Genomic DNA, 20,685 nt, shown 5'->3' with positions numbered 1-20,685 from the left:
TCCTCCCAGCATCCTGCTTGCCGGCCAAGCTGGCCGATTTCGCGCGAGACAGGAGCCGGCCTTCGCCGCGCTTCCTGTCATCGCCGCTTGGCCCGTCTCGTCCGCGTCGCGGATGGCGGGCCTTCCCTCTGTGAGATGCAGGCTAGGAACGGCCTGAATTCACGTCAAGGATTGCAGGTTTCACCAGAAGGAACAGATTCGGAAGCGCGTCAGAAGAAGGTCCGGATTGCGCCGGTGACGTTCCAGTCATCGTCGACCAGCATCAGCACGGCCCATTTGTCGAAGGTCAGGCAGGGATGTGCAATGCCGAAGGCCACCATATCGCCGACCTGGAGCGGGCTCTCCTCCGGTGTGCCGAGATGGCAATGCTGGTCGTTAAGCGCCAGCACGTTGTGCCCGGCCGGCATCGGCTCTGGCCGCGCCATCGCCCCGCCCGGCCGATACCAACGCAGCGGCACCGGCAAAGCGGAATCATAGGTGACGTCGCGCTTGCCGAGAGTGAGCAGGCTACGCCCGCGCTCCGGCCGCGACTGGACATAGGCCCAGACCTCGAGGGCGGGTTCGAGCCCGCCGGGCGGCAGCTTCAGGCTGGTCTCCAGCATGATCCGACGGAAGGAGGCCGAATAGCCGAGATCGTCATGCGTCAGATAGCAGCCGGAGCGCAGCACCTTGAGCAGCGGGCGCCCGAGACTCGCCGCGTTGAATTTTTCGCCAACCCGGTCGAACAGCGCGGTTCCGCCGGCGCTCAGGACCAGCGGCTCGGGGCCGAGCAGGCCCTCGGCATTCGCCGCCGCAGCGACGGCGATCACCTCGTCGAGCAGCTTATCAGCGCCTGCACTATCGCTATGCAGACCCTCGAAGCATTCGAAGCCAGCGAGCCGCAGGCCCGGAGCACCCGCGATGGCCCGCGCCACAGCGAGCGCTTCCTCGCGGGTCCGCGCGCCGGTGCGCCCGCCCATGAAACCAATCTCGACGAAAATACCAAGCGGATTGGCGCCCGCATGCCCCTTCGCCGCCTCCGCCAGCAAGCCGACCCCGGCGATGCTGTCGGCAAGGCAATAGAGTTCGAAGCCGGGCTCGCGCAGCGCCTCGAAACAGGCCGCAACCTCTTGCCGCCCGATCGGCTGGTTGGCGAGGATCACCCGCTTCACCCCGAAATGCCGGGCGACCGCGAGCTGCTGCATCGTCGCGACGGTGATCGCCCAGGCGCCATCGGCGACCTGCAGGTCGAAGAGCTGCGGCGCCATCGTGGTCTTGCCATGCGGGGCGATCAGCAAGTCGTTGGCAGCGCTAAAGGCACTCATCCAGGCGCTGTTGGCCTTGAGCACGCTCTCGCGGATCACGGCGAGCGGCATCGGCATGTCCCCAGTGAGCACGTTCCAGCCTTGCTTGCCGACATCGCCAAGCCGGAGCGATGCGCTCGGCGGCAGGCCCTTCACCAGCACATCGAGGCGCTGATCCTCGATCTCGCGGAGCGACAGGCGCGGGAGCGGGGCGGAAGCAGTCACAACCATGGATTCGGGTCCAACGGAGAGAAGGGGCGTTTCACCTTGGTGTAGGGGATCTTGCTCGCATCGGGCGGGTAGGGTCCACCGCTGTCGAGATAAAGCACCTGTGCCGCGATCGGCGCGAAGGCGGCGTGGAAATGGTTGGAGGATTTCACCACCACCACCTTCTTCGTGCTCAGATCGATGCCGAGATTGGTGAAGACCGGCGGGCTGAAGGTCTGCGCCCGGGTCGAGGCCAGCACGATGTCGAGCTTGCCGATCCGGATCGCCGCTGCCGGCCCGAGCGAGACCCAGCTCTGCTCGAACGGAATCAGCAGGTCCGCGGTCGCACCAGTGACCGTCACCATCGCATCGATCGGCCGCCCCGAGGACGGCGCCGCCTTGCCGATGAAACGCAAGGGAATTTCGGCGCCGACGCCGGCCGCCCGGCACAGGCTCACGGCTACCGGGTCCCACATCGCGCCGATCGCCGCCGGAATCTCGGGATGCTTCAGCAGCGCCTCGACCATCACCGAGGAATCGCCGGCGACGCCGCCGCCCGGATTGTCCCAGCGATCGGCCAGCACCACCGGCTTGCCGGGCTTGGCCAGCTCCAGCGCCGCCGCGATGCCCTCTTCCGGCTTGTAGTGCTTCGGCGAGGCGCCCTGCCCCCAGCGCAGAATTTCGAGGCCGAGTTCCTTCGCCAGCGTCGCCGCCTTCGCTCCGTCGCCATCGGCGATGACCAGCACCTTGGTCCCGACATCGGCGACATCCGCCGCCTGGAAGCCATGAGCGACCGAGATCGAGAGGATGCCGTCCTGCCCCTCCATCGCGAGCAGCCGGTCGACGAAGCTACGACCGGGCTCGCGGCTGGTCATGAAGGCGGCAAGCCCGCGGCAATCGAACACCGCGCTCACCGGCCTCACCTGCTTGCGCGCGGTCTTCAGGCAGAGTTCCAGCAGGTCCTCCGCCCGCGCCAGGAAATCCGTATGCGGGAACTCCTTGAAGGCGACGATGATGTCGGCGCCCGCGACCATCTCAGCCGTCAGGTGGCAATGCATGTCGAGTTCGGCCCCGATAACGCAATCCGGCCCGGCCAGCGCCCTCACCCGCGCGATCAGGTCGCCCTCGCAATCGTCATAGCCGCGCGCCACCATCGATCCGTGCAGGCCGAGCAGCACGATATCGACCGGCAAGGCCGCCTTGAGCTGGCCGAGGATTTCGTCGCGCAGGCTCTCATAGGCCTCCTGCGAGACGAGGCCGGCCGGCTCGGCCCAGGTCGCCGTGCCCTCGACCAGCTCGTAGCCTTCGCTGGCGGCGCGGCGGCGTGCCGCGACGGTCGGCGCCGAGCATAGCGTCGGCGTGTCCGGGTGCGTGCCGGGCGGGCAGTAGAAGCCGCCCTCGAAAGCGCTGCGATCGACGAAGAGCGGTGCGAACGTATTGGTTTCCGTCGCCAGCGACGCAGTGAAGACGCGCATCCGCATGCTCTCTCGGTCAAGCGCGGCAGCCGCCCCTTGAGACTGCCGGCCGACCTCATGAAACGAGGTCGGAGCGCGGCCTGTCAAAGCATCCGCGTTCCCCACGATGGAACAATGCAGGCTTGATCCGGAACAGATCGGCGGCCGAGATGGAGGGGCTTTGCGAGCCAAGGAGCTTCAGCCGATCATGTCCCGCCGCCGCATCCTGCTCGGATCGCTCTTCCACGAGACCCATAGCTTCGTCGAGGAAGAGACCACGCTTGCCGACTTCACCATCCGCAAGGGCGCGGAGCTGCTGGCCCGGCGCGGCGACGGCTCGACGATCGACGGTTTCCTGGAAGTCGCCGAGGCCGAAGGCTGGGAGGTCCTGCCCACGATCGACTACGGCGCCCTGCCGGCCGGCCCGGTCGACCATGCGGTGTTCCAGCGCTTCCTCGCGGAATTCGACGCCGGGCTGAAGGCGGCCCTCGCCGATGGCGGCCTCGACGGCATCTGGCTTGCCCTTCATGGCGCGATGGTCACATCCCGCTGCACGGACCCGGAAGGCGCCTTGCTCGCCCATATCCGCTCGGTGCCGGGATGCGAGACCTTGCCGGTCTTCGGCGTCTTCGATCTCCACGCCAATTTCACCGCGTCCATGGCGCAGCATGCCAACGCCCTCGTCGCCTATCGCGAGAACCCGCATACCGACGCGCGCGAATCCGCCGTCCGCTCCGCAAGACTACTGGCGCGCTCGCTCGCGAGCGGGGAGCTGCCGCGCATGCTCTCCTGCAACGCGCCCGTGATCTGGCCACCGACCGGAACCGGTACCGCCGACCGGCCGATGCGCGACCTGGAGGCGCTGGCGCGCCAGATCGAGCAGAAGAACCCGGATATCTGGGTTGCCAATGTCGTCGGCGGCTATTCCTTCTCGGATGTGCCCGAGGCCGGCGTCGCCTTCGCGGTCGCCTTCACCGGACCGGAAGCGGCAGCCCGCGATGCTCTGGAGCGCCTGACCGCGACCGCCACCGAATTGCGCGAGCTCGGCCTGCCGGCGGAATGGAATCTCGACGAAGCCGTGGCGGAGATCCTGCGCTCGGAGGGCGGCCCCTATATCGTCGTCGAGCCGGCCGACAATATCGGCGGCGGCGCGCCGGGCGACTCGACCTCGGTGCTGCGCGCCTTCCTGCGCCATGGCGTCGAGAATTGCGCCGTCGCCATCGCCGATCCCGCAGCTGTCGCCGCCATGGCCGGCGCCAGGCCCGGCGAGACCCGCAAGCTCTCGATCGGCGGCAAGGGCAGCCCCATCGCCGAACGCCCGGTCGAGATCGAGGCACGCTTCGTCAGCGCCAGCGATGGCGAATTCGCGCTGGAAGACCTCAACAGCCATCTCGCGGCCGCGCAGGGCTCGCATTTCAGCATGGGGCCGTGCGTGGTCGTGCAGGTCGAGGGCGTCACCGTGCTGCTGAGCAGCCGCAAGACGCCGCCTTTCGACCTTGGCCAGCTCCGCTCGCAGGGCATCCAGCCGGAGACGCTGAAGGCGATCGGCGTCAAGGCGGCGGTCGCGCACCGGCGCGCCTATGACAAGATCGCCAAGGGCAGCTTCACCGTGGCGACGCCCGGTCCCTGCACCAGCCGGATCGCAGGCCTGCCCTACAAGCGCCTGCGCCGGCCGGTTTATCCGCTGGATTGAAGACCGTCTCCGCTTTCATTCTCGACGCGGGTCATCCCGGACGCAGCGAAGCGGAGATCCGGGATCCATACCTGAACCTCAGCCGGAAGCGCTCCGGAATGGATCCCGGGTCAAGCCCGGGATGACAACGCGAGGCTTGAGAGAACCAGCAGGCGCATAAACTGCATTTTCCCTCTTGAACCTGAAGTGGCTACAGCTTGTAGAGAGGTGTCCCGTAGCGAAAGAGAGACGGAGACACGTCATGGCCGCCCGCCCCGAAACCACAGCCCAGACCCTGTCCTGGAAGGTCGGCGGCATGGATTGCGCGAGCTGCGCGGCGAAGATTCGGGGCGCGGTCGAGCGCCTGCCCGGCGTCAGCGACGTCAAACTCTCCGTGATGTCGGAGACGCTGACGCTCGCGCTCGATGCCGGCGCGACCACGCCGGAAGCGATCGAGAAGCGCGTCAACGGCCTCGGCTACAGCACCTCCGCTCTGGCGGCCCCGGCCACTGAGCGTCCGGCAGCGAAGCATGCCGATTGCGGCTGCGGCCATGACCACGGCAGCCACGGGCATGAGCATCTTCACGACCATGACCATGGCAAGCATGAGCATGGCGACGCCTGCTGCTCGGGCCATGCGCATGATCACGATCACCAGCACGATCATTCCGGCCATTCCCACGCCGGTCATGATCACGCCCCGAAGGCCGGCAAGCAGTCCGCTACCGCAGGGGATCACGGCCACGGCCTGCCCGGCCATGTCCATGAAGCCACGCCCGAGGGCGCGAACTGGTACCAGACCGGCAAGGGTAAGCTCGTCATCGCGACGGGGCTGCTCCTCGGCGCCTCCTATGCCGCGGGCTTGATCTGGCCCGGCATCGGTCATTGGGCCTTCATCCTGGCCTGTATCGTCGGCGTCGCCCCCGTGGCAAAGCGCGCCTTTGCCGCAGCCCGCGCCGGCATCCCCTTCACCATCGAGATGCTGATGACGATCGCCGCCATCGGCGCGCTCTTCATCGGCGCGGCCGAGGAGGCGGCGCTGGTCGTCTTCCTGTTCGCGGTCGGCGAGGTGCTCGAAGGCGTCGCGGCCGACCGGGCCCGCGCCTCGATCCGCGCGCTCGGCGACCTCGTCCCCAAGACCGCCATCGTCGAGGAGAACGGCGCGACCTGCCAGGTCGATGCCGCGAGCCTTCGCATCGGCCAGACCGTGCTGGTCCGCCCCGGCGACCGCATCCCGGCCGATGGCGAGATCACCGACGGCACCTCCGGCATCGACGAGAGCCCGGTCACCGGCGAATCCGTGCCCAAGACCAAGGGCGTCGGCGAGCCCGTCTATGCCGGCTCGGTCAACCGCGAGGCGGCGCTGCGCGTGCGCGTCGACAAGGCAGCGCAAGACAATACCATCGCCCGCATCATCCGCCTGGTCGAGGAGGCGCAGGAAGCCCGCGCGCCGACCGAGCGCTTCATCGACCGCTTCTCGCGCTGGTACATGCCGGCGATCGTCGGCCTCGCCGTGCTGGTCGCGCTGGTGCCCCCGCTCCTGCTCGGCGCCGAGTGGTCGGTCTGGATCTACCGGGCACTGGCGCTGCTGCTGATCGGCTGCCCTTGCGCGCTCGTCATCTCGGTGCCCGCCTCGATCGCCGCCGCCTTGTCGGCCGGCGCCCGCCAGGGCCTGTTGATGAAGGGCGGCGTCGTCATCGAGACCGCCGCCAAGACTGGCCTCGTCGCCTTCGACAAGACCGGCACGCTCACGCAAGGCAAGCCTGGTGTCACCGATGTCGTGGCGCTCGCCGGCAGCGAGGCTGAGGTCCTGGCCTTCGCCGCCGCTGTCGAGCACGGCTCGTCGCACCCGCTGGCCGAAGCCGTGCTGGAACACACCCGCAGCAAGAGCATCGCCTACAAGCCGGCGACCGAGGCGGCGGCGCTGGCCGGCCAGGGCGTCACCGGCAAGGCCGATGGCCGCGCCGTCTTCGTCGGCGCTCCCCGCCATGCCGAGAGCCGCGCGCCCTTCGACAAGCGGGCACGCCTCACGGCCGAGGAACTGGAGGCTGCCGGCAAGACTGTCGCCGCCGTCATCGTCGACGGCGCGCTCGCCGGCTTCATCGCGCTGCGCGACGAGCCGCGCGAGGACGCCGCGGCGGCCATCGCCGAACTCAAGGCGATGGGCATCCGCTCGACCATGCTGACCGGAGACAATGCCCGCACCGGCGCCGCCATCGCCGCCGGCCTCGGCATGGAGCACAAGGCCGAACTGATGCCCGACGACAAGGTCGCGGCGATCAAGGCCTTCTCCGGCGAGACCGCAGTGATGATGGTCGGCGATGGCATTAACGACGCGCCCGCGCTCGCCGCTGCCAGCATCGGCATCGCCATGGGCTCGGGCACCGATGTCGCTTTGGAGACCGCCGATGGCGCCGTACTGAAAAGCCGCGTGCGCGATGTCGCGGCGCTGATCCGGCTGGCGCGGGCGGCCATGGGCAACATCCGCACGAACATCACGATCGCGCTCGGGCTCAAGGCCGTATTCCTGGTCACCAGCGTGCTCGGCTATACCGGGCTCTGGGTTGCGATCCTCGCCGATACCGGCGCGACCGTGATCGTCACCGCCAACGCGCTGCGGCTCCTGCGCTTCGACGCCGGCAAGGCGAGCTGAACAGCAGCGCCACACAGTTGTCATTCCGGGGCGCGCCGCAGGCGCGAGCCCGGAACCCACGACTGGGTGCGACTGCATTGTTCAGTTGCAAGCGGCTCGCCCGGTCGTGGGTTCCGGGTTCTTCGCTGCGCGAAGCCCCGGAATGACAAAGGCGGCGCAAAGCCGCGACCATACAGCTTCAGCAGCGTCCAGGCGTGCCTCAGACCCGGATATCGGCAAGCGCGCCGGTCTTTTGCGCGGTCTCGCCCTTGGCTTCCATCTGCTTCAGCATCTCGTCGCGGATCTTGGTCATCACGTCCGCCTTGGCCTGGGCATCGAGCTTGTTGAACTCGTCCTCGGTCATGCCGAGCTTGGCGAGGAGTGCGGCCTGAACCCGCTCCTCCGGCGTCATCCGCGCGATCTTCAGGAACTCGGATTCGGCCGAGGGCGATGAAGCAGAGGACGAGCCGGAAGCTCCGGCATCCTGCTTCGAATCGTTATCGGCCGCCTGTTTGGCGGCGTAGGTCTTCGGCAGGTTGACGGGCCAGTTCGAGGTCGAGAATGAGACGGTCATCGCGCGCTCCTTTCTGTTGACCACCGTGAGGCAAGCCCTGGGCCGCGAGCGGATCGCAAGGATTCTTCTTTCAATTCAATAGATTGGCCAGAAATAGACCCAGACAACGATGGGCCACCCATTCTGAAGTCGGCAAGTTCTGCCCGGCAAACACTGCCGCACGCGGATCATTTTGAGTCGCGCCGTCGCCCCCCGCTGCGACCAGGCATCGCATCCGCAGCGCCTCGTACCGCAACGCAAAATTACCCCGTCGCAAGCGCTCGCCATTTAGCAACCGCAACATGCCTATTTCAGAGGCACATATCGCCAGACTACTCGCTCAAATTTACGAATGCACAAATCAGAGGCTGCAAATTTCCTCAATTTCGCCGCAACCGTTACCGTCAACGCAGAACGACCCCACGAAAATGACCGGAACCTTAACTCGACATGCATTGATTGCATATCGGAGCTGACCTTGTGCCCCTGTTGGAAGCAGGCTGTCCGGTTTATATGCACTGCACAACGAGATTGTCGCTGTGGGCACCGCCCCGGTCCGGAATATTCGCAAGGGATACCACCATGTTCGTCACCATGATCGCTGCCAAAATTCGCGCCTACCTCCGCTATCGCGAGACCGTTCGTGAGCTCTCCCGTCTGACCGACCGCGAGCTCGATGATCTCGGCCTGTCGCGCTCGGAGATCTCCTTCATCGCGCGTTCGCACGCCGCGGCCTGAAGGCTCTGGAATGAGAACCGCCGCGCACAGGGTGCGGCGCGTTCCGTGTAGTTTCTCCTGAGGCTCGTGTTTCCCCTCCCCTCGAGCTTCGGTCGAAGAGCGAATGCCCGCCTCACGGCGGGCATTTTGCATTTCAGGGCGCCTGTCCCTTGACCTCGCGGCCCGCTGCGGACACATCCGCAGCCATGGAACCCGTTCACATCATCGGCGGCGGTCTCGCCGGCTCCGAAGCCGCCTGGCAGATCGCTGAGGCCGGCATCCCCGTCATCATCCACGAGATGCGCCCCGTTCGCGGCACCGACGCCCACAAGACCGAAGGCTTGGCCGAGCTCGTCTGCTCGAACTCCTTCCGCTCCGACGATTCCTCCAGCAATGCGGTCGGCCAGCTCCATTGGGAGATGCGCCGCCTGAATTCGCTGATCATGGCCAAGGGCGACGCCCATCAGGTCCCGGCCGGCGGCGCGCTCGCGGTGGACCGTGACGGCTTCTCGCAGGCCGTCACCGCAGCACTGGAAGCCCACCCGCTCGTCACCATCGATCGCGGCGAGATCGCCGGCCTCCCCCCGGCCGAATGGGACAATGTCATCATCGCCACCGGCCCGCTGACCTCGCCCGCGCTGGCGCAGGGCCTGCAATCGCTGACATCCGAGGATGCGCTCGCCTTCTTCGACGCGATCGCGCCGATCGTCCATTTCGATTCGGTCGATATGGATCAGGCCTGGTTCCAGTCGCGCTACGACAAGGCGGGGCCGGGTGGCACCGGCGCCGACTACATCAATTGCCCGCTCGACCGCGACCAGTACGAGGCCTTCATCGACGCACTGCTCGCAGCCGAGAAGACCGAATTCAAGGAATGGGAAGGCACGCCCTATTTCGACGGCTGCCTGCCGATCGAGGTCATGGCCGAGCGCGGCCGCGAGACCTTGCGCTGGGGGCCGATGAAGCCGGTCGGCCTGACGAACAAGCATAACCCGACGGTCAAGGCCTATGCCGTCGTCCAGCTCCGGCAGGACAACGCGCTCGGCACGCTGTTCAACATGACGGGTTTCCAGACCAAGCTGAAATATGGCGAGCAGGCTGCGATCTTCCGGATGATCCCGGGCCTCCAGAACGCCGAGTTCGCAAGGCTCGGCGGCATCCACCGCAACACCTATCTGAACTCGCCGAAGCTGCTGGATGAGCGCCTGCGTCTCAAGGCCGATACGCGCCTGCGCTTCGCCGGCCAGATCACCGGCTGCGAGGGCTATGTCGAGAGTGCCGCCACCGGCCTCCTTGCCGGTCGCATGGCCGCCGCCGAGCGGCTCGGGCGCGACCTGCCCCTGCCGCCTGCGACGACGGCGCTCGGCGCGCTGGTGAACCACATCACCGGCGGCCACATCGTCACCATCGACGAGGGGCCGCGCTCCTTTCAGCCGATGAACATCAATTTCGGCCTGTTCCCGCTGATCGAGGGCGTGGCGACCACCGGCCCCGACGGCAAGCGCCTGAAAGGCCCGGCCAAGAGCCTCGCCCGCAAGCAGGCCCTGACGATCCGCGCCAAGCAGGTCATGGACGAATGGGCCGGCGGCGTCGAGGCGAAGGCGGCGGAGTGACGAGGTAAAGCGTCTGGCTCAGGTCAAGCCCGGGCATGACGCACCTCAGCGCTTCCGCGACGCCCGCCACAGCACCCATTGCCGGCGCCAGGCCGGCAGGGTGATGATGGTGCGGTAGGGATCGTAGCCGCCGACCTCCATTCGCTTGAGATAAGGCTCGACCAGCGCGACCGGCAGGAAGGCCGGCTTCAGGCCGGCGGGGATCGTCTCGCCGAGGCTGGTCAGCCGCTTCAGGTGTCCACGCACGATCTCGCGCAGTTCCTTGAGCGTATAGAGCACACCCGGCCCGCCGCGCCCGCGCACGATATCGTCGCGCGTCACGCCGTTGCGGGTGAGGATGTCGGCCGGCAAATAGACCTGCCCCTCGGCCGCATGCCAGGGAAAGGCACGCATCAACCCGGTCAAGGCATAGGCGACGCCGGCATGGCCGCAAGCCGTCGCCCCGCCGGGATCGCGCCCGCCGGCCAGGATGATGCAGGCCAGCCGGATCACGGCACTCGCCGTCTCGCCGGCATAACCCTCCAGGTCGCGCAGCGAAGGCATCGGATCGTCGTAGAGGTCGAAGATGCGCGCATCGATCAGCGCGGTCAGCGGCGCGGCCGGCAGGCGATAGCGCTTGATCGTGTCGAGCAGGGCCGCGGCGACCGGATGCGCCTGCGTCTCACCCCCTGCCTGCCCTTCCAGCACGTCGCGCCACCATTGCAGCCGGACCTCGCCGGGCAGAGGCTCGCTGACCAGCGCCCTGACCCGTGCGATTTCCAGGCTGAAGGCATAGAGCGCATAGAGCGCCGCCCTGCGGTCCTCGGGCGCGTAGAGCCCGGCGATGTAGCGGTCCTGGTCCTGCTCGCGGACGAGCTCGGCGCAATGGGCATAAGCCTCCGGCAGGCGCGCCTGCGCGGTTTCCCTGCGGTCGTCGGTATCGGTCTGCGGCATTGTCCCGCCTCGGCCCGTCATCATGCGGCCGTTTCCAATCTTAGGGCAAGCACCCTGTTCCCGCCACGCCTGGCCAACATGGCCGGCATCTAGTCGACCGCGATCAGCGCCGCCGCAACCCGCCGATCTTCGCCGACGAGGACATTATAGGTCCGCGCTGCGGCTCCGGTCGCCATGCCCTCGACCGTGATGCCGGCTTGCTTCAAGGGATCACGCAGAGCGGGCGGAATGAAGGCGATGTCCGGCCCCGTCCCGATCAGCAGGAAATCGATCGTTCCGGCCTCGTCGAGCACCGGCTGAAGGCTCTCGATCGTGATCTCGGCAAAGCACGTCACCGGCCAGATACGGATGCCCGCCGGCGTCGCGATGATCGAGCCCTTGTGGCTCATCTCGGCGAAGCGGAACCCGCCCGCGCCGATGGCGTCGAGCGGGAATCGGCCGGGAACGAAGCCCTCGAAGCGCGGCATCCTCTCTCTCCTTCAGGCTTCCCTCGTCGTCATTGCGAGGAGCGAAGCGACGAAGCAATCCAGGGAGACTGAGCGGAACGTCGCACCCAGTCTCCCTGGATTGCTTCGCTCCGCTCGCAATGACGAAAGCGCTCAGGCCTTCGCCTTGGAGGCAGAAGCCTTGGCGGCCCGCGCCGCCTCCTGCGCTTCCTCTCGGGCGCCGGCCGAGCGGACGTCCATGTAGAGCAGCACTGGCGTCGAGACGAACATCGCCGAATAGGTGCAGACCACGACGCCGAACAGCATGACCAGCGCGAAGCCCTCGATCGCCGAGCCGCCGAAGATCACGAGCGCCAGCAGCGACAGGAAGGTCGTGGTCGCCGTCATCGCGGTGCGCGACAGCGTCGAGTTCACCGAGAGGTCGAGCAGCTCGGCCACCGGCATGGTCTTGTAGCGGCGCAGCAATTCGCGTGTCCGGTCGAACACCACGACCGTCTCGTTCAGCGAATAGCCGACGATGGTCAGGATCGCCGCGATCGAGGTCAGGTTGAACTCGAGCTGCGTGATCAGGAAGAAGCCGATGGTCAGCACGATGTCGTGCAGCGTGCCGAGAATGGCGCCGATCGCCAGCGGCATCTCGAAGCGGAACCAGAGATAGATCAGCACGCCGACGATCGCGAGCACGACGCCGAGCGTACCCGCCTGGACCAGTTCGCCCGAGACGCGCGGGCCGACCGTCTCGACCCGGCGGAAATCATAGGTCGAGGCGAAGGCCTCGCGCGCCTTGACCACGACCGCCTGCTGCGCGGTCTCGCCGCCCGGCTGCATGCCGAAGCGCATCGAGACCTCGCCGCCCGAGCCGAACTCCTGCACCTCGGCCTCGCCGAAGCCGAGCCCGTTGGCGGTATGGCGGATCTGGGCGATGTCGATGGCCGCGCCCTTGGTCTGCATCTCGATCAGCGTGCCGCCCTTGAAGTCGATGCCGAAATTCAGGCCGACGGTCAGGAAGAGCGCGAGGACGAGGATCGAATAGGCAGCCGACAGCGGATAGCTGAAGCGGCGGAACCAGACGAATTTGAACTTGGTGTTGTCGGGAACGATACGAAGCAGGCGCATGCGCATGGCCAATCTCCTGAGGGGTTGGCAGCGTCAGAACGGAAGATGCTTGGGCTTGGCCCAGCGATACCAGATCGCGATCAGCATCCGGGTCAGCGTCACCGCCGTGATGACGGTGGTGAGAATGCCCAGGATGAAGACGACCGCGAAGCCGCGCACCGGGCCGGAGCCGAGCGAGAACAGCGCAACGGCCGCGATCAGCATGGTGACGTTGGAGTCGATGATCGTCGCGAAGGCGCGCTGAAAGCCGGCTTCGAGCGCCGAGACCAGGCTGCGGCCCTGATGCTCCTCCTCGCGCATGCGCTCGTAGATCAGCACGTTCGAATCGACCGCCGTGCCGATGGTCAGCACGATGCCGGCGATGCCGGGCAGCGTCATCGTCGCGCCGAGGAAGGACATCAGGCCGAAGATCAGGCCGACATGGACGACGAGCGCGATGCTCGCGATCAGGCCGAACACGCCGTAGGTCGCGAGCATGTAGATCACCACCAGCACGGTCGCGATCAGGGTCGCCATCTTGCCAGCCTGGATCGAGTCGGCGCCGAGGCCGGGGCCGACAGTGCGCTCCTCGACGATGGTCATCTTGGCGGGCAGCGCGCCGGCACGCAGCAGGATCGACAGGTTGTTGACCTGTTCGACCGTGAAATTGCCGGAAATCTGGCCCGAGCCACCCGTGATCGGCGACTGGATCACCGGCGACGAGATCACCTTGTTGTCGAGCACGATCGCCAGCGGGCGGCCGAGATTCTCGGTGGTGATCTGGCCGAAGCGCTGGGCGCCGCGGATGTTGAAGCGGAAATTCACGATCGGCGTGCCCGAGCGCGAGTCGAAGGCCGGCTGCGCGTCGATCAGGTCGGCGCCGTCGACGACGGGCTGGCGCAGAACGGGCACCATCTGGCCGCCGGCATCCTGCGAGGGCAGCATGTCGACATCGCTGCTGTTCGCATCGCCGACGAGGCGGAATTCGAGTTTGGCGGTATCGCCGAGGATCTGCTTCAGGCGCTGCGGGTCCTGAAGGCCCGGCACCTGCACCAGGATGCGGTCGAGGCCCTGGCGCTGGATGTTCGGCTCGGTCGTGCCGAGCGCGTCGACGCGCCGGCGCAGCACTTCCATGGCCTGCTCGACGGCGCGGCGGATGCGCTCGTTCGAGCCGGCTTCCGTCACCGTGAGCTGGATCAGCCCGTCCGGCTGTTCCGTGACATTGATCGACTGGTTGCCCGACGGCCCGAAGGCGCCGATCGTGCCGATCGGCTGGGCGAGCTCGCGCAGCTTCGGCATCACGCGGGCGCGCTCGGTGGCGTCCGGAACGCGGACCTGCACGCCCCGCGGCGTCGTCTGGATACCGCCCTGGGGCGCGGCGCGCTCGTCGCGCAGGATGCGGCGGACGTCGTCACGCAGCTGGACGACCTGGCTGCGCACCAGCTCGGCCCGGTCGATCTCGAGCAGGACGTGGGACCCGCCTTGCAGGTCGAGGCCGAGCACCACGGCATGAATCGGCAGGAAGGCCCGCGGAATCCAGGACGGTGCGTTGGTTTCGATGGCCTTGCGCGTCTCAGGCGACAAGAGGTTCGGCACGGCGAGCCCACAGCCGATGAACAGCACGAGCAGGACGAGGATGACCTTGCGGGCCTGGAGACGAAGCATCTGCGTGAACAGCCTTGTTATCGTGGCTCAGGCTCCGCATGCGGAGCCTGACCGTGGCATTCTCAGTTCTTGACCGGCTCGCTCTTGGAGCGGACGTCCTGGATCATGCCGCGCACGATGCGCACGCGCACGCCGTCGGCGATCTCGACCTCGATCTCAGCATCGTCGACGACCTTCGAGACCTTCCCGATCATGCCGCCGGAGGTGACGACGGTGTCGCCGCGACGCACGTTCTTGATCAGCTCCTGGTGAGCCTTCGCCCGGCGCTGCTGCGGCCGGATGATCAGGAACCACATGATGACGAAGATCAGCAGGAACGGCACGAGCTGGATCAGCATGTCGGCGCCGCCACCGGCTCCCGAAGCCTGGGCGAAAGCGGGGGTGATCACGAATACACTCCTCTGGTACGGCGGCGGCACGCCGCCGACCGCGAATCTCTGATGGAAAGACGTAAGGCCAAAACCACCGCCCGGCCGGAAAATCGCGCGGACTATAGCCAGCAACGCCATGAAATCAATCGGACGCGCCCGGTTTCCCGCGCGCGCTCCCTCACCTATGGGCTGGCTGCCATTCGCGCAATGCCCCTTGCGCACGATCCACGGCGTGGTTTAGCTAGCGGCGTGAACCGTACCGGACGGTACGGTACGGTTCGACAGAACGAAACGAAGGCGCAAGCTGCCATGACCACGACCGAAACCGCCCCCGACCAGACGCTGGCCACGCTGCTGCGCATCGCCGACGCGCTCGAGCGCATCGCCCCGCCCCGCCGCAAGGCCGCGGACCTCAAGGCTGCGGACGCCTTCGTCTGGCAGGCTGCGGGCTCGGAGCTGGTGCCGGTGCCAAAGGTGAACCGCGTCGCACTCTCGCTCTTGCGCGGCGTCGATCGCGTTCGCGACACGCTGGCCGAGAACACCGAGCGTTTCGCCCAGGGCCTGCCGGCCAACAACGTGCTGCTCTGGGGCGCGCGCGGCATGGGCAAGTCCTCGCTGGTCAAGGCCGTCCATGCCGACACCAACCTGCGCCTCGCCAAGGATGCGCTGCCGCTGAAGCTGATCGAGATCCATCGCGAGGATATCGAGAGCCTGCCCGCGCTGATGAGCCTGCTGCGCAACGATCCGCACTATGCAATCGTCTTCTGCGACGATCTCTCCTTCGACAGCGACGACACCTCCTACAAGTCCCTGAAGGCGGTGCTCGACGGCGGCGTCGAGGGCCGTCCCGACAATGTCGTGTTCTACGCCACCTCGAATCGCCGCCACCTGCTGCCGCGCGACATGATGGACAACGAGCGCTCGACCTCGATCAATCCGGGCGAGGCGATCGAGGAGAAGGTCTCTCTGTCCGATCGCTTCGGCCTCTGGCTCGGCTTCCACAAATGCAGCCAGGACGAATACCTGGAGATGATCAACGGCTATGCCGGCCATTTCGGACTGAATGTCGCCGCCGACGAGTTGCGCCGCGACGCGCTGGAATGGTCGACGACGCGCGGCTCCCGCTCCGGCCGCACCGCCTGGCAGTACATCCAGGACCTCGCCGGCCGGTTGGGCAAGCGGCTGGAATCCTGAAAAGGCGTACGCTCGCAACGACTTTGCCCCCTTGTCATTCCGGGGCTTCGCGCAGCGAAGAACCCGGAACCCACGACCGGGTGAGCCGTCCACAACCGGTCTTATTGGCCAGCCCAGTCGTGGGTTCCGGGTTCGCGCCTGTGGCGCGCCCCGGAATGACAACCGAGGCAACTGCCTGCCCAACCCGGAACACAAACGAAAACGGGGCCGCCCTTTTCTGGGGCAGCCCCGTTCTTTTCGATCGGGAGGGTCTCGCGGAACCGATCGAAGGCTGGAAAACTCGTCCGCGGCTCCGGGATCAGTTGTTCAGATAGGGCGTCGGATCGACCGGCGCGGAACCCTTGCGTAGTTCGAAGTGGAGCTGCGGCGAGGAGACGTTGCCGCTCTGGCCGGAGCTGGCGACGACCTGGCCGCGCTTCACGGTGTCGCCGCGCTTCACCTTGAGCTCGCCGTTATGGGCGTAGGCCGAGACATAGCCGTTCGGGTGGCGAATCAGGACGAGATTGCCGTAGCCCTTCAGCTCGCTGCCGGCATAGGCGACCGTGCCGCCCTCGGCCGCCTTGACCGGCGTGCCTTCAGGAACCGCGATGTTGATGCCTTCGTTGCCGCCCTTGCCGCTATAGCCCGAGATCACGCGGCCGCGCGCCGGCCAGCGGAAATCCGCCTTGTCGGCCGAAGAGGTCTCCTCTTCCTGCTTCGGGATGCTGGCCGTGGTCTTCGGCTCCGGAACCGGATCGGCCTTCGGGATCGCGGTCGGCTTCGGCTCGACAGCCGGAGCGCTCGCGACGACCACCGGCTTGGCGGCTGGCACGGCGGTCTTCACCGGCTTCGCCTCGGGAGCAGGCTTCGCAGCGACGACCGGCGCAGCCGCAGGCTTGGCGACCGGCGTCGGCAGGGCGGCGCCGGTTTTGCGGGCATCGGCCTTGGCCTTCGCTTCGGCAGCGAAACGGGCGCGCGATTCCTTCATGGCCTGCGCATCGGCGGCAGCCTTCGCCTTGGCCTCGGCGGCAGCAGCAACCTTCGCGTCGGCAGCGGCCTTTGCCTGCGCCTTCGGATCGACGGCAGCCGGCGGGGTCACACGCGGAGCCGCCGACGGGCCGGCGACGAAACGCTGCGTCTCGACCGGCGCCTGGGCGACCTGGCGGGCCGGCGCGGGGGCGGCGGCCGGAGCAGCAGAGGCGGAAGCGTTGTAGACGGGAATGGTGATGCGCGTTCCGGGAGCAACGTTGGCGCTGTTCAGCCCGTTCGCCGACATGATGGCGGCACGCGGCACGCCATAGCGCGACGAGATCGTGTCGAGCGTCTCGCCCTGGGCGAGCACGACGGGGGTTCCGCCCTGCGCGGACCAGCCGGCGGCACCGCCGGAGACGGCCTGCGGGGCCGGCGAGCTCAGCGCGACGGAGGATTGCGGCGGCGGCAGAGACTGCGCCCGAACGACCGGAGCGGAAGCCACCGGCTGCAGCGGCGCGCTCGACACCTGCCCGATCGAGCCGGTCGTGGCCGGATCACGGAACTGGGACGGCGCCTGGGCCGACTTGAAGGGGCTCTCGAACGGCGTGTCGGTGAAGCGCATCGCATCCGACGAGCAGGCACTGACGCTGAGAGCGAACAGGCACACCGTCGACAAGCGACGGAGCGCGCGGGGATTGATCGTTTCGGCTTGGCTACGCATGAACTGAGTACTCGCGAACGACGCAACTCGATGACCGGGATTAAAGTCCCGTTGAGCTTAATTTCGCGTAAACGGCGCCAGAAACTTGGGTAACGCGTTCCAGGCGCCGCAAGGAGCCGGATATGGCCGGCCTGACTGCCCGGCCATGGGCGCAAGACCCTGCAGAGGCACACCGGCATCCCTCGAATGTAGGATGCGCGCCAGCATGACGTAAGGGTAAGATATGCCGGAGATTGGTCCACCTCACCCCATGCTAGGCGGGCCGGCTCCTCGGGGAACCGACATGGATCGCTTCAGAGGCTTCGTTGCCATCACCATCGTGATCGCCGCCGTCGTCACGACGATCGCGTGGATCGGCTTTCTCGGCTGGGCCGCCTGGCACCTGCTGGCCTGAGAGGACGGCCGCCGGTGTGACGGCACGCCTACAGCGCGCGCGACCGGCCGGGTATCAAGGGCGGCAGGCGCAGCGCCGGCCCGGTCGCATGGTCGAACTGCCCGTCTTCGAGATGGGTGACCACGACCCGCCGCGCCGCCCCTTCGACACGCAGCGCGCCGACGAGACGACCGCCCGGCGAGAGCCGCGCCAGCAACGCCTCCGGCACCGCCTGCGTGACGCCGTTGACGAGGATGCGATCGAAACGCCCGAGCGTCCGGTCAGGCTGGAATCCGTCCCCATGGCGCAGATCGACGGCCCCGCCGAAGCCGCTGTCGGAAACGCGCTCATGAGCCGCCAATGCGAGCGAGCGATAGCGCTCCAGCGAAACGACCTCGCCCCCCATCGCGGCCAGCAGCGCCGAGACATAACCCGATCCGGTCCCGATCTCGAGCACCCGCGCGCCCGGCTGCATGTCGAGCGCGCCGAGCAGATTGGCAACCGTATGCGGCGCGGTCATCGTCTGGCCGCAGGGCAGCGGCACCGAGACGTCCTGCCGGGCGAGATCGGCGAAGCGGGATGGTGCGAAGCGGTCGCGCGGCACCCGCTCCATCGCGCGCAGCAGCGCGAGATCGCGCACGCCCCGCGCGCGGAGCGAGAGCAGGAAGGCGACGGTGCGCTCGCCTTCGCTGGCCGGCGCGTCCTCGCTCATGCCCCTCCCCGCCTCTCGCTCAGGCGAACAGCTGCGCGAAGCGCGTCAGCGTCGGCTCATGCGTCAGGTCGAGTTCGAGCGGCGTGATCGAGATGCGCTTCTCGGCCAGCGCCTTCAGGTCGGTGCCGTTGGCCGGCTCCTTGCCGCTGCGCTGAAAGGCAATCCAGTAATAGGGATTGCCGCGGCCGTCCTTGCGCGGCTCCAGCTGCACCAGTTCCTGGTCGCGCCGCCCCTGCACGGTGACGGCGACGCCCGCAACCTCGTCCGGTCCCGCATTGGGGAAGTTCAGGTTGAACAGCACGCCCTCCGGAATGCCCTCTTCCAGCAGGCGGCGGATGATCCCCGGCGCATGGCTCTCGGCGCAGTCCCAGCGGATCGAATCGCGATTGCCGGGCGCATAGGCCTGGCTGACCGCGATCGAGGGCACGCCGAGCAGCGTGCCTTCCATGGCGGCAGCGATGGTGCCGGAATAGGTCACGTCCTCGGCGACGTTCGAGCCGCGGTTGACGCCGGAGAGCACGAGATCGGGCCGCGCATCGGCCATGACCGAACGCACCGCCATGATCACGCAATCGGTCGGCGTGCCCTGCACCGCGTAGCGCTTCTCGCTGATCTCGCGGAGCCGCAGCGGATTGGACAGCGACAGCGAATGCGCGACGCCGGACTGGTCGGTCTCGGGCGCGACGACCCAGACATCGTCGGAGAGCTGGCGCGCGATGCGCTCCAGCACGGCCAGGCCCTCGGCATGGATGCCGTCATCATTGGTGACGAGGATACGCATTCTCAGGCCGCCTTCTCGATCCGCGTCACGCCGCGCATATAGGGCACCAGCACGTCCGGCACGGTGATCGAGCCGTCGGCGTTCTGGTAGTTCTCCATCACCGCGATCAGCGCCCGGCCGACAGCCGTGCCCGAACCGTTGAGGGTGTGCACGAAGAACGGCCCCTTACCGTCCTTCGTCTTGTAGCGGGCGTTCATCCGCCGCGCCTGGAAATCGCCGCAGACCGAGCAGGACGAGATCTCGCGATAGGTCTTCTGGCCGGGCAGCCAGGCCTCGATGTCCCAGGTCTTCTGCGAGGCGAAGCCCATGTCGCCGGTGCACAGCGTCATCACGCGATAATGCAGGTCGAGCTTCTTCAGCACCGCCTCGGCGCAGGCGAGCATGCGCTCATGCTCCTCGCGCGACTTCTCAGGCGCGGTGATCGAGACGAGCTCGACCTTCTCGAACTGGTGCTGGCGCAGCATGCCGCGCGTGTCGCGTCCGGCAGAGCCGGCCTCCGACCGGAAGCAGGGTGTCAGCGCGGTGAATCGAAGCGGAAGCTCTTCCTCGGAGAGGATTGATTCCCTTGCCAGATTGGTCAGCGGAACCTCGGCGGTCGGGATCAGCCAATGCTCCTCGCCGGCGCGGAACTGGTCCTCGCGGAACTTCGGCAGCTGCGCCGTGCCGAACATGGCGTCGTCGCGCACCAGCAGCGGCGGATTGACCTCGGTATAGCCGTGCTCTTCCGTGTGCGTGTCGAGCATGAACTGCCCGATCGCCCGCGACAGGCGCGCGATCCCACTTTGCAGCACGACGAAGCGCGAGCCGGAGAGCTTGGCCGCCTTCTCGAAATCCATCTGGCCGAGGGCCTCGCCCAGCTCGAAATGCTGCTTGGGGTCGTTGACGCCCTTGAGCAGCCCGCGCTCCTCCGGCTTCACGCCATGGACATGCAGCACGACATTGCCGTGCTCGTCGGCTCCGTCGGGCACGTCGTCGAAGGGCGCGTTCGGGATCGCGGCGAGCTTCTCGTCGAGCGCGTCCTTGGCGGCCTTCTCCTCGGCCTCCAGCGCCGGCTGCTGCTCCTTGAGCGCCGCGACCTCGGCCTTCAGCGTGTCGGCGAGCGCGACGTCCTTCGCGCCCATCGCCTTGCCGATCTCCTTGGAGAGCGCGTTGCGGCGTTCCTGCGTGGCCTGCGCCTTGGCGATCGACGAGCGGCGGACATCGTCGAGTGCGAGCAGCGAGGACGACAGCGGCGCCAGGCCCCTGCGCTCAAGCCCCTTGTCGAACGCCGCGGCGTTCTCGCGAATCCATCTGATGTCGTACATCGTCGTCC

The 20,685-nt window shown here is 67.3% G+C and carries 17 protein-coding genes; 5 read left to right on the top strand and 12 right to left on the bottom strand.

The features are described from left to right. Window positions 1–209 precede the first annotated feature (209 nt). On the bottom strand, window positions 210–1,514 hold the full coding sequence (locus AC6RIC_RS13130; protein ID WP_499736468.1) for an alanine racemase: 1,305 nt from the start codon (window positions 1,512–1,514) through the stop codon (window positions 210–212). Continuing rightward, window positions 1,505–2,965: a M81 family metallopeptidase gene (locus AC6RIC_RS13125; RefSeq protein WP_499736467.1), complete on the bottom strand. Its 1,461-nt coding sequence runs from the start codon at window positions 2,963–2,965 to the stop codon at window positions 1,505–1,507. Before AC6RIC_RS13125 ends, AC6RIC_RS13130 begins: the two co-directional genes overlap by 10 nt. A gap of 187 nt (window positions 2,966–3,152) precedes the next feature. Between AC6RIC_RS13125 and AC6RIC_RS13120 the strand changes: the two genes are divergently transcribed. Both AC6RIC_RS13120 and AC6RIC_RS13115 read left to right on the top strand, forming a co-directional pair. Then, the gene (locus AC6RIC_RS13120; RefSeq protein ID WP_499736466.1) at window positions 3,153–4,637 is read left to right on the top strand and encodes a M81 family metallopeptidase; all 1,485 of its coding nucleotides are present in this window, start codon (window positions 3,153–3,155) and stop codon (window positions 4,635–4,637) included. A gap of 241 nt (window positions 4,638–4,878) precedes the next feature. Next, on the top strand, window positions 4,879–7,269 hold the full coding sequence (locus tag AC6RIC_RS13115; protein WP_499736465.1) for a heavy metal translocating P-type ATPase: 2,391 nt from the start codon (window positions 4,879–4,881) through the stop codon (window positions 7,267–7,269). Window positions 7,270–7,468: 199 nt separating this feature from the next. Here AC6RIC_RS13115 and AC6RIC_RS13110 read toward each other — a convergent pair whose 3' ends face one another. Next, complete coding sequence (locus tag AC6RIC_RS13110) at window positions 7,469–7,822, bottom strand: hypothetical protein (RefSeq protein ID WP_499736464.1); 354 nt, start codon at window positions 7,820–7,822, stop codon at window positions 7,469–7,471. A 561-nt stretch (window positions 7,823–8,383) separates the two neighbouring features. Between AC6RIC_RS13110 and AC6RIC_RS13105 the strand changes: the two genes are divergently transcribed. Together AC6RIC_RS13105 and trmFO are read left to right on the top strand one after the other, a co-directional pair. Then, on the top strand, window positions 8,384–8,539 hold the full coding sequence (locus AC6RIC_RS13105; protein ID WP_082009515.1) for a DUF1127 domain-containing protein: 156 nt from the start codon (window positions 8,384–8,386) through the stop codon (window positions 8,537–8,539). A gap of 185 nt (window positions 8,540–8,724) precedes the next feature. Next, complete coding sequence (gene trmFO, locus AC6RIC_RS13100; RefSeq protein ID WP_454656681.1) at window positions 8,725–10,131, top strand: methylenetetrahydrofolate--tRNA-(uracil(54)-C(5))-methyltransferase (FADH(2)-oxidizing) TrmFO; 1,407 nt, start codon at window positions 8,725–8,727, stop codon at window positions 10,129–10,131. A 45-nt stretch (window positions 10,132–10,176) separates the two neighbouring features. Here trmFO and AC6RIC_RS13095 read toward each other — a convergent pair whose 3' ends face one another. The 5 genes from AC6RIC_RS13095 to yajC all read right to left on the bottom strand — a co-directional run bounded on the left by AC6RIC_RS13095 (window position 10,177) and on the right by yajC (window position 14,608). Continuing rightward, window positions 10,177–11,088 (bottom strand): phytoene/squalene synthase family protein, encoded by a 912-nt coding sequence (locus tag AC6RIC_RS13095; protein ID WP_499736463.1) that lies wholly within the window; start codon window positions 11,086–11,088, stop codon window positions 10,177–10,179. 65 nt (window positions 11,089–11,153) lie between these two features. Then, window positions 11,154–11,531, bottom strand: coding sequence for an Mth938-like domain-containing protein (locus tag AC6RIC_RS13090; protein ID WP_499736462.1), 378 nt, complete (start codon window positions 11,529–11,531; stop codon window positions 11,154–11,156). A 132-nt stretch (window positions 11,532–11,663) separates the two neighbouring features. Continuing rightward, window positions 11,664–12,626 (bottom strand): protein translocase subunit SecF, encoded by a 963-nt coding sequence (secF, locus tag AC6RIC_RS13085; RefSeq protein ID WP_499736592.1) that lies wholly within the window; start codon window positions 12,624–12,626, stop codon window positions 11,664–11,666. A 33-nt stretch (window positions 12,627–12,659) separates the two neighbouring features. Then, entirely contained in the window at window positions 12,660–14,270 is a 1,611-nt protein-coding gene (gene secD / locus AC6RIC_RS13080; RefSeq protein ID WP_499736461.1) for a protein translocase subunit SecD, read from the bottom strand. A 62-nt stretch (window positions 14,271–14,332) separates the two neighbouring features. Further along, window positions 14,333–14,608, bottom strand: a complete 276-nt coding sequence (yajC, locus tag AC6RIC_RS13075; RefSeq protein ID WP_454658982.1) for a preprotein translocase subunit YajC — start codon at window positions 14,606–14,608, stop codon at window positions 14,333–14,335. A gap of 342 nt (window positions 14,609–14,950) precedes the next feature. Here yajC and AC6RIC_RS13070 point away from each other — a divergent pair, with 342 nt between their 5' ends. Continuing rightward, window positions 14,951–15,835: an ATP-binding protein gene (locus AC6RIC_RS13070; protein ID WP_454656677.1), complete on the top strand. Its 885-nt coding sequence runs from the start codon at window positions 14,951–14,953 to the stop codon at window positions 15,833–15,835. A 298-nt stretch (window positions 15,836–16,133) separates the two neighbouring features. Here AC6RIC_RS13070 and AC6RIC_RS13065 read toward each other — a convergent pair whose 3' ends face one another. The 4 genes from AC6RIC_RS13065 to serS form a co-directional block, all read right to left on the bottom strand. Beyond that, complete coding sequence (locus tag AC6RIC_RS13065; RefSeq protein ID WP_499736460.1) at window positions 16,134–17,507, bottom strand: peptidoglycan DD-metalloendopeptidase family protein; 1,374 nt, start codon at window positions 17,505–17,507, stop codon at window positions 16,134–16,136. A gap of 422 nt (window positions 17,508–17,929) precedes the next feature. After that, a complete protein-coding gene (locus AC6RIC_RS13060) occupies window positions 17,930–18,592 on the bottom strand; it encodes a protein-L-isoaspartate O-methyltransferase family protein (RefSeq protein WP_499736459.1) in 663 nt (220 codons plus the stop codon). Between the two features lie 19 nt (window positions 18,593–18,611). Continuing rightward, window positions 18,612–19,373: a 5'/3'-nucleotidase SurE gene (surE, locus tag AC6RIC_RS13055; RefSeq protein WP_499736458.1), complete on the bottom strand. Its 762-nt coding sequence runs from the start codon at window positions 19,371–19,373 to the stop codon at window positions 18,612–18,614. A gap of 2 nt (window positions 19,374–19,375) precedes the next feature. Then, the gene (gene serS / locus AC6RIC_RS13050) at window positions 19,376–20,677 is read right to left on the bottom strand and encodes a serine--tRNA ligase (protein ID WP_499736457.1); all 1,302 of its coding nucleotides are present in this window, start codon (window positions 20,675–20,677) and stop codon (window positions 19,376–19,378) included. Window positions 20,678–20,685 lie beyond the last annotated feature (8 nt).

Source organism: Allobosea sp. TBD101, assembly GCF_059817965.1.
Note: the sequence above shows the minus strand (reverse complement) of the source record. Positions and strands in the feature narration are given on the sequence as shown.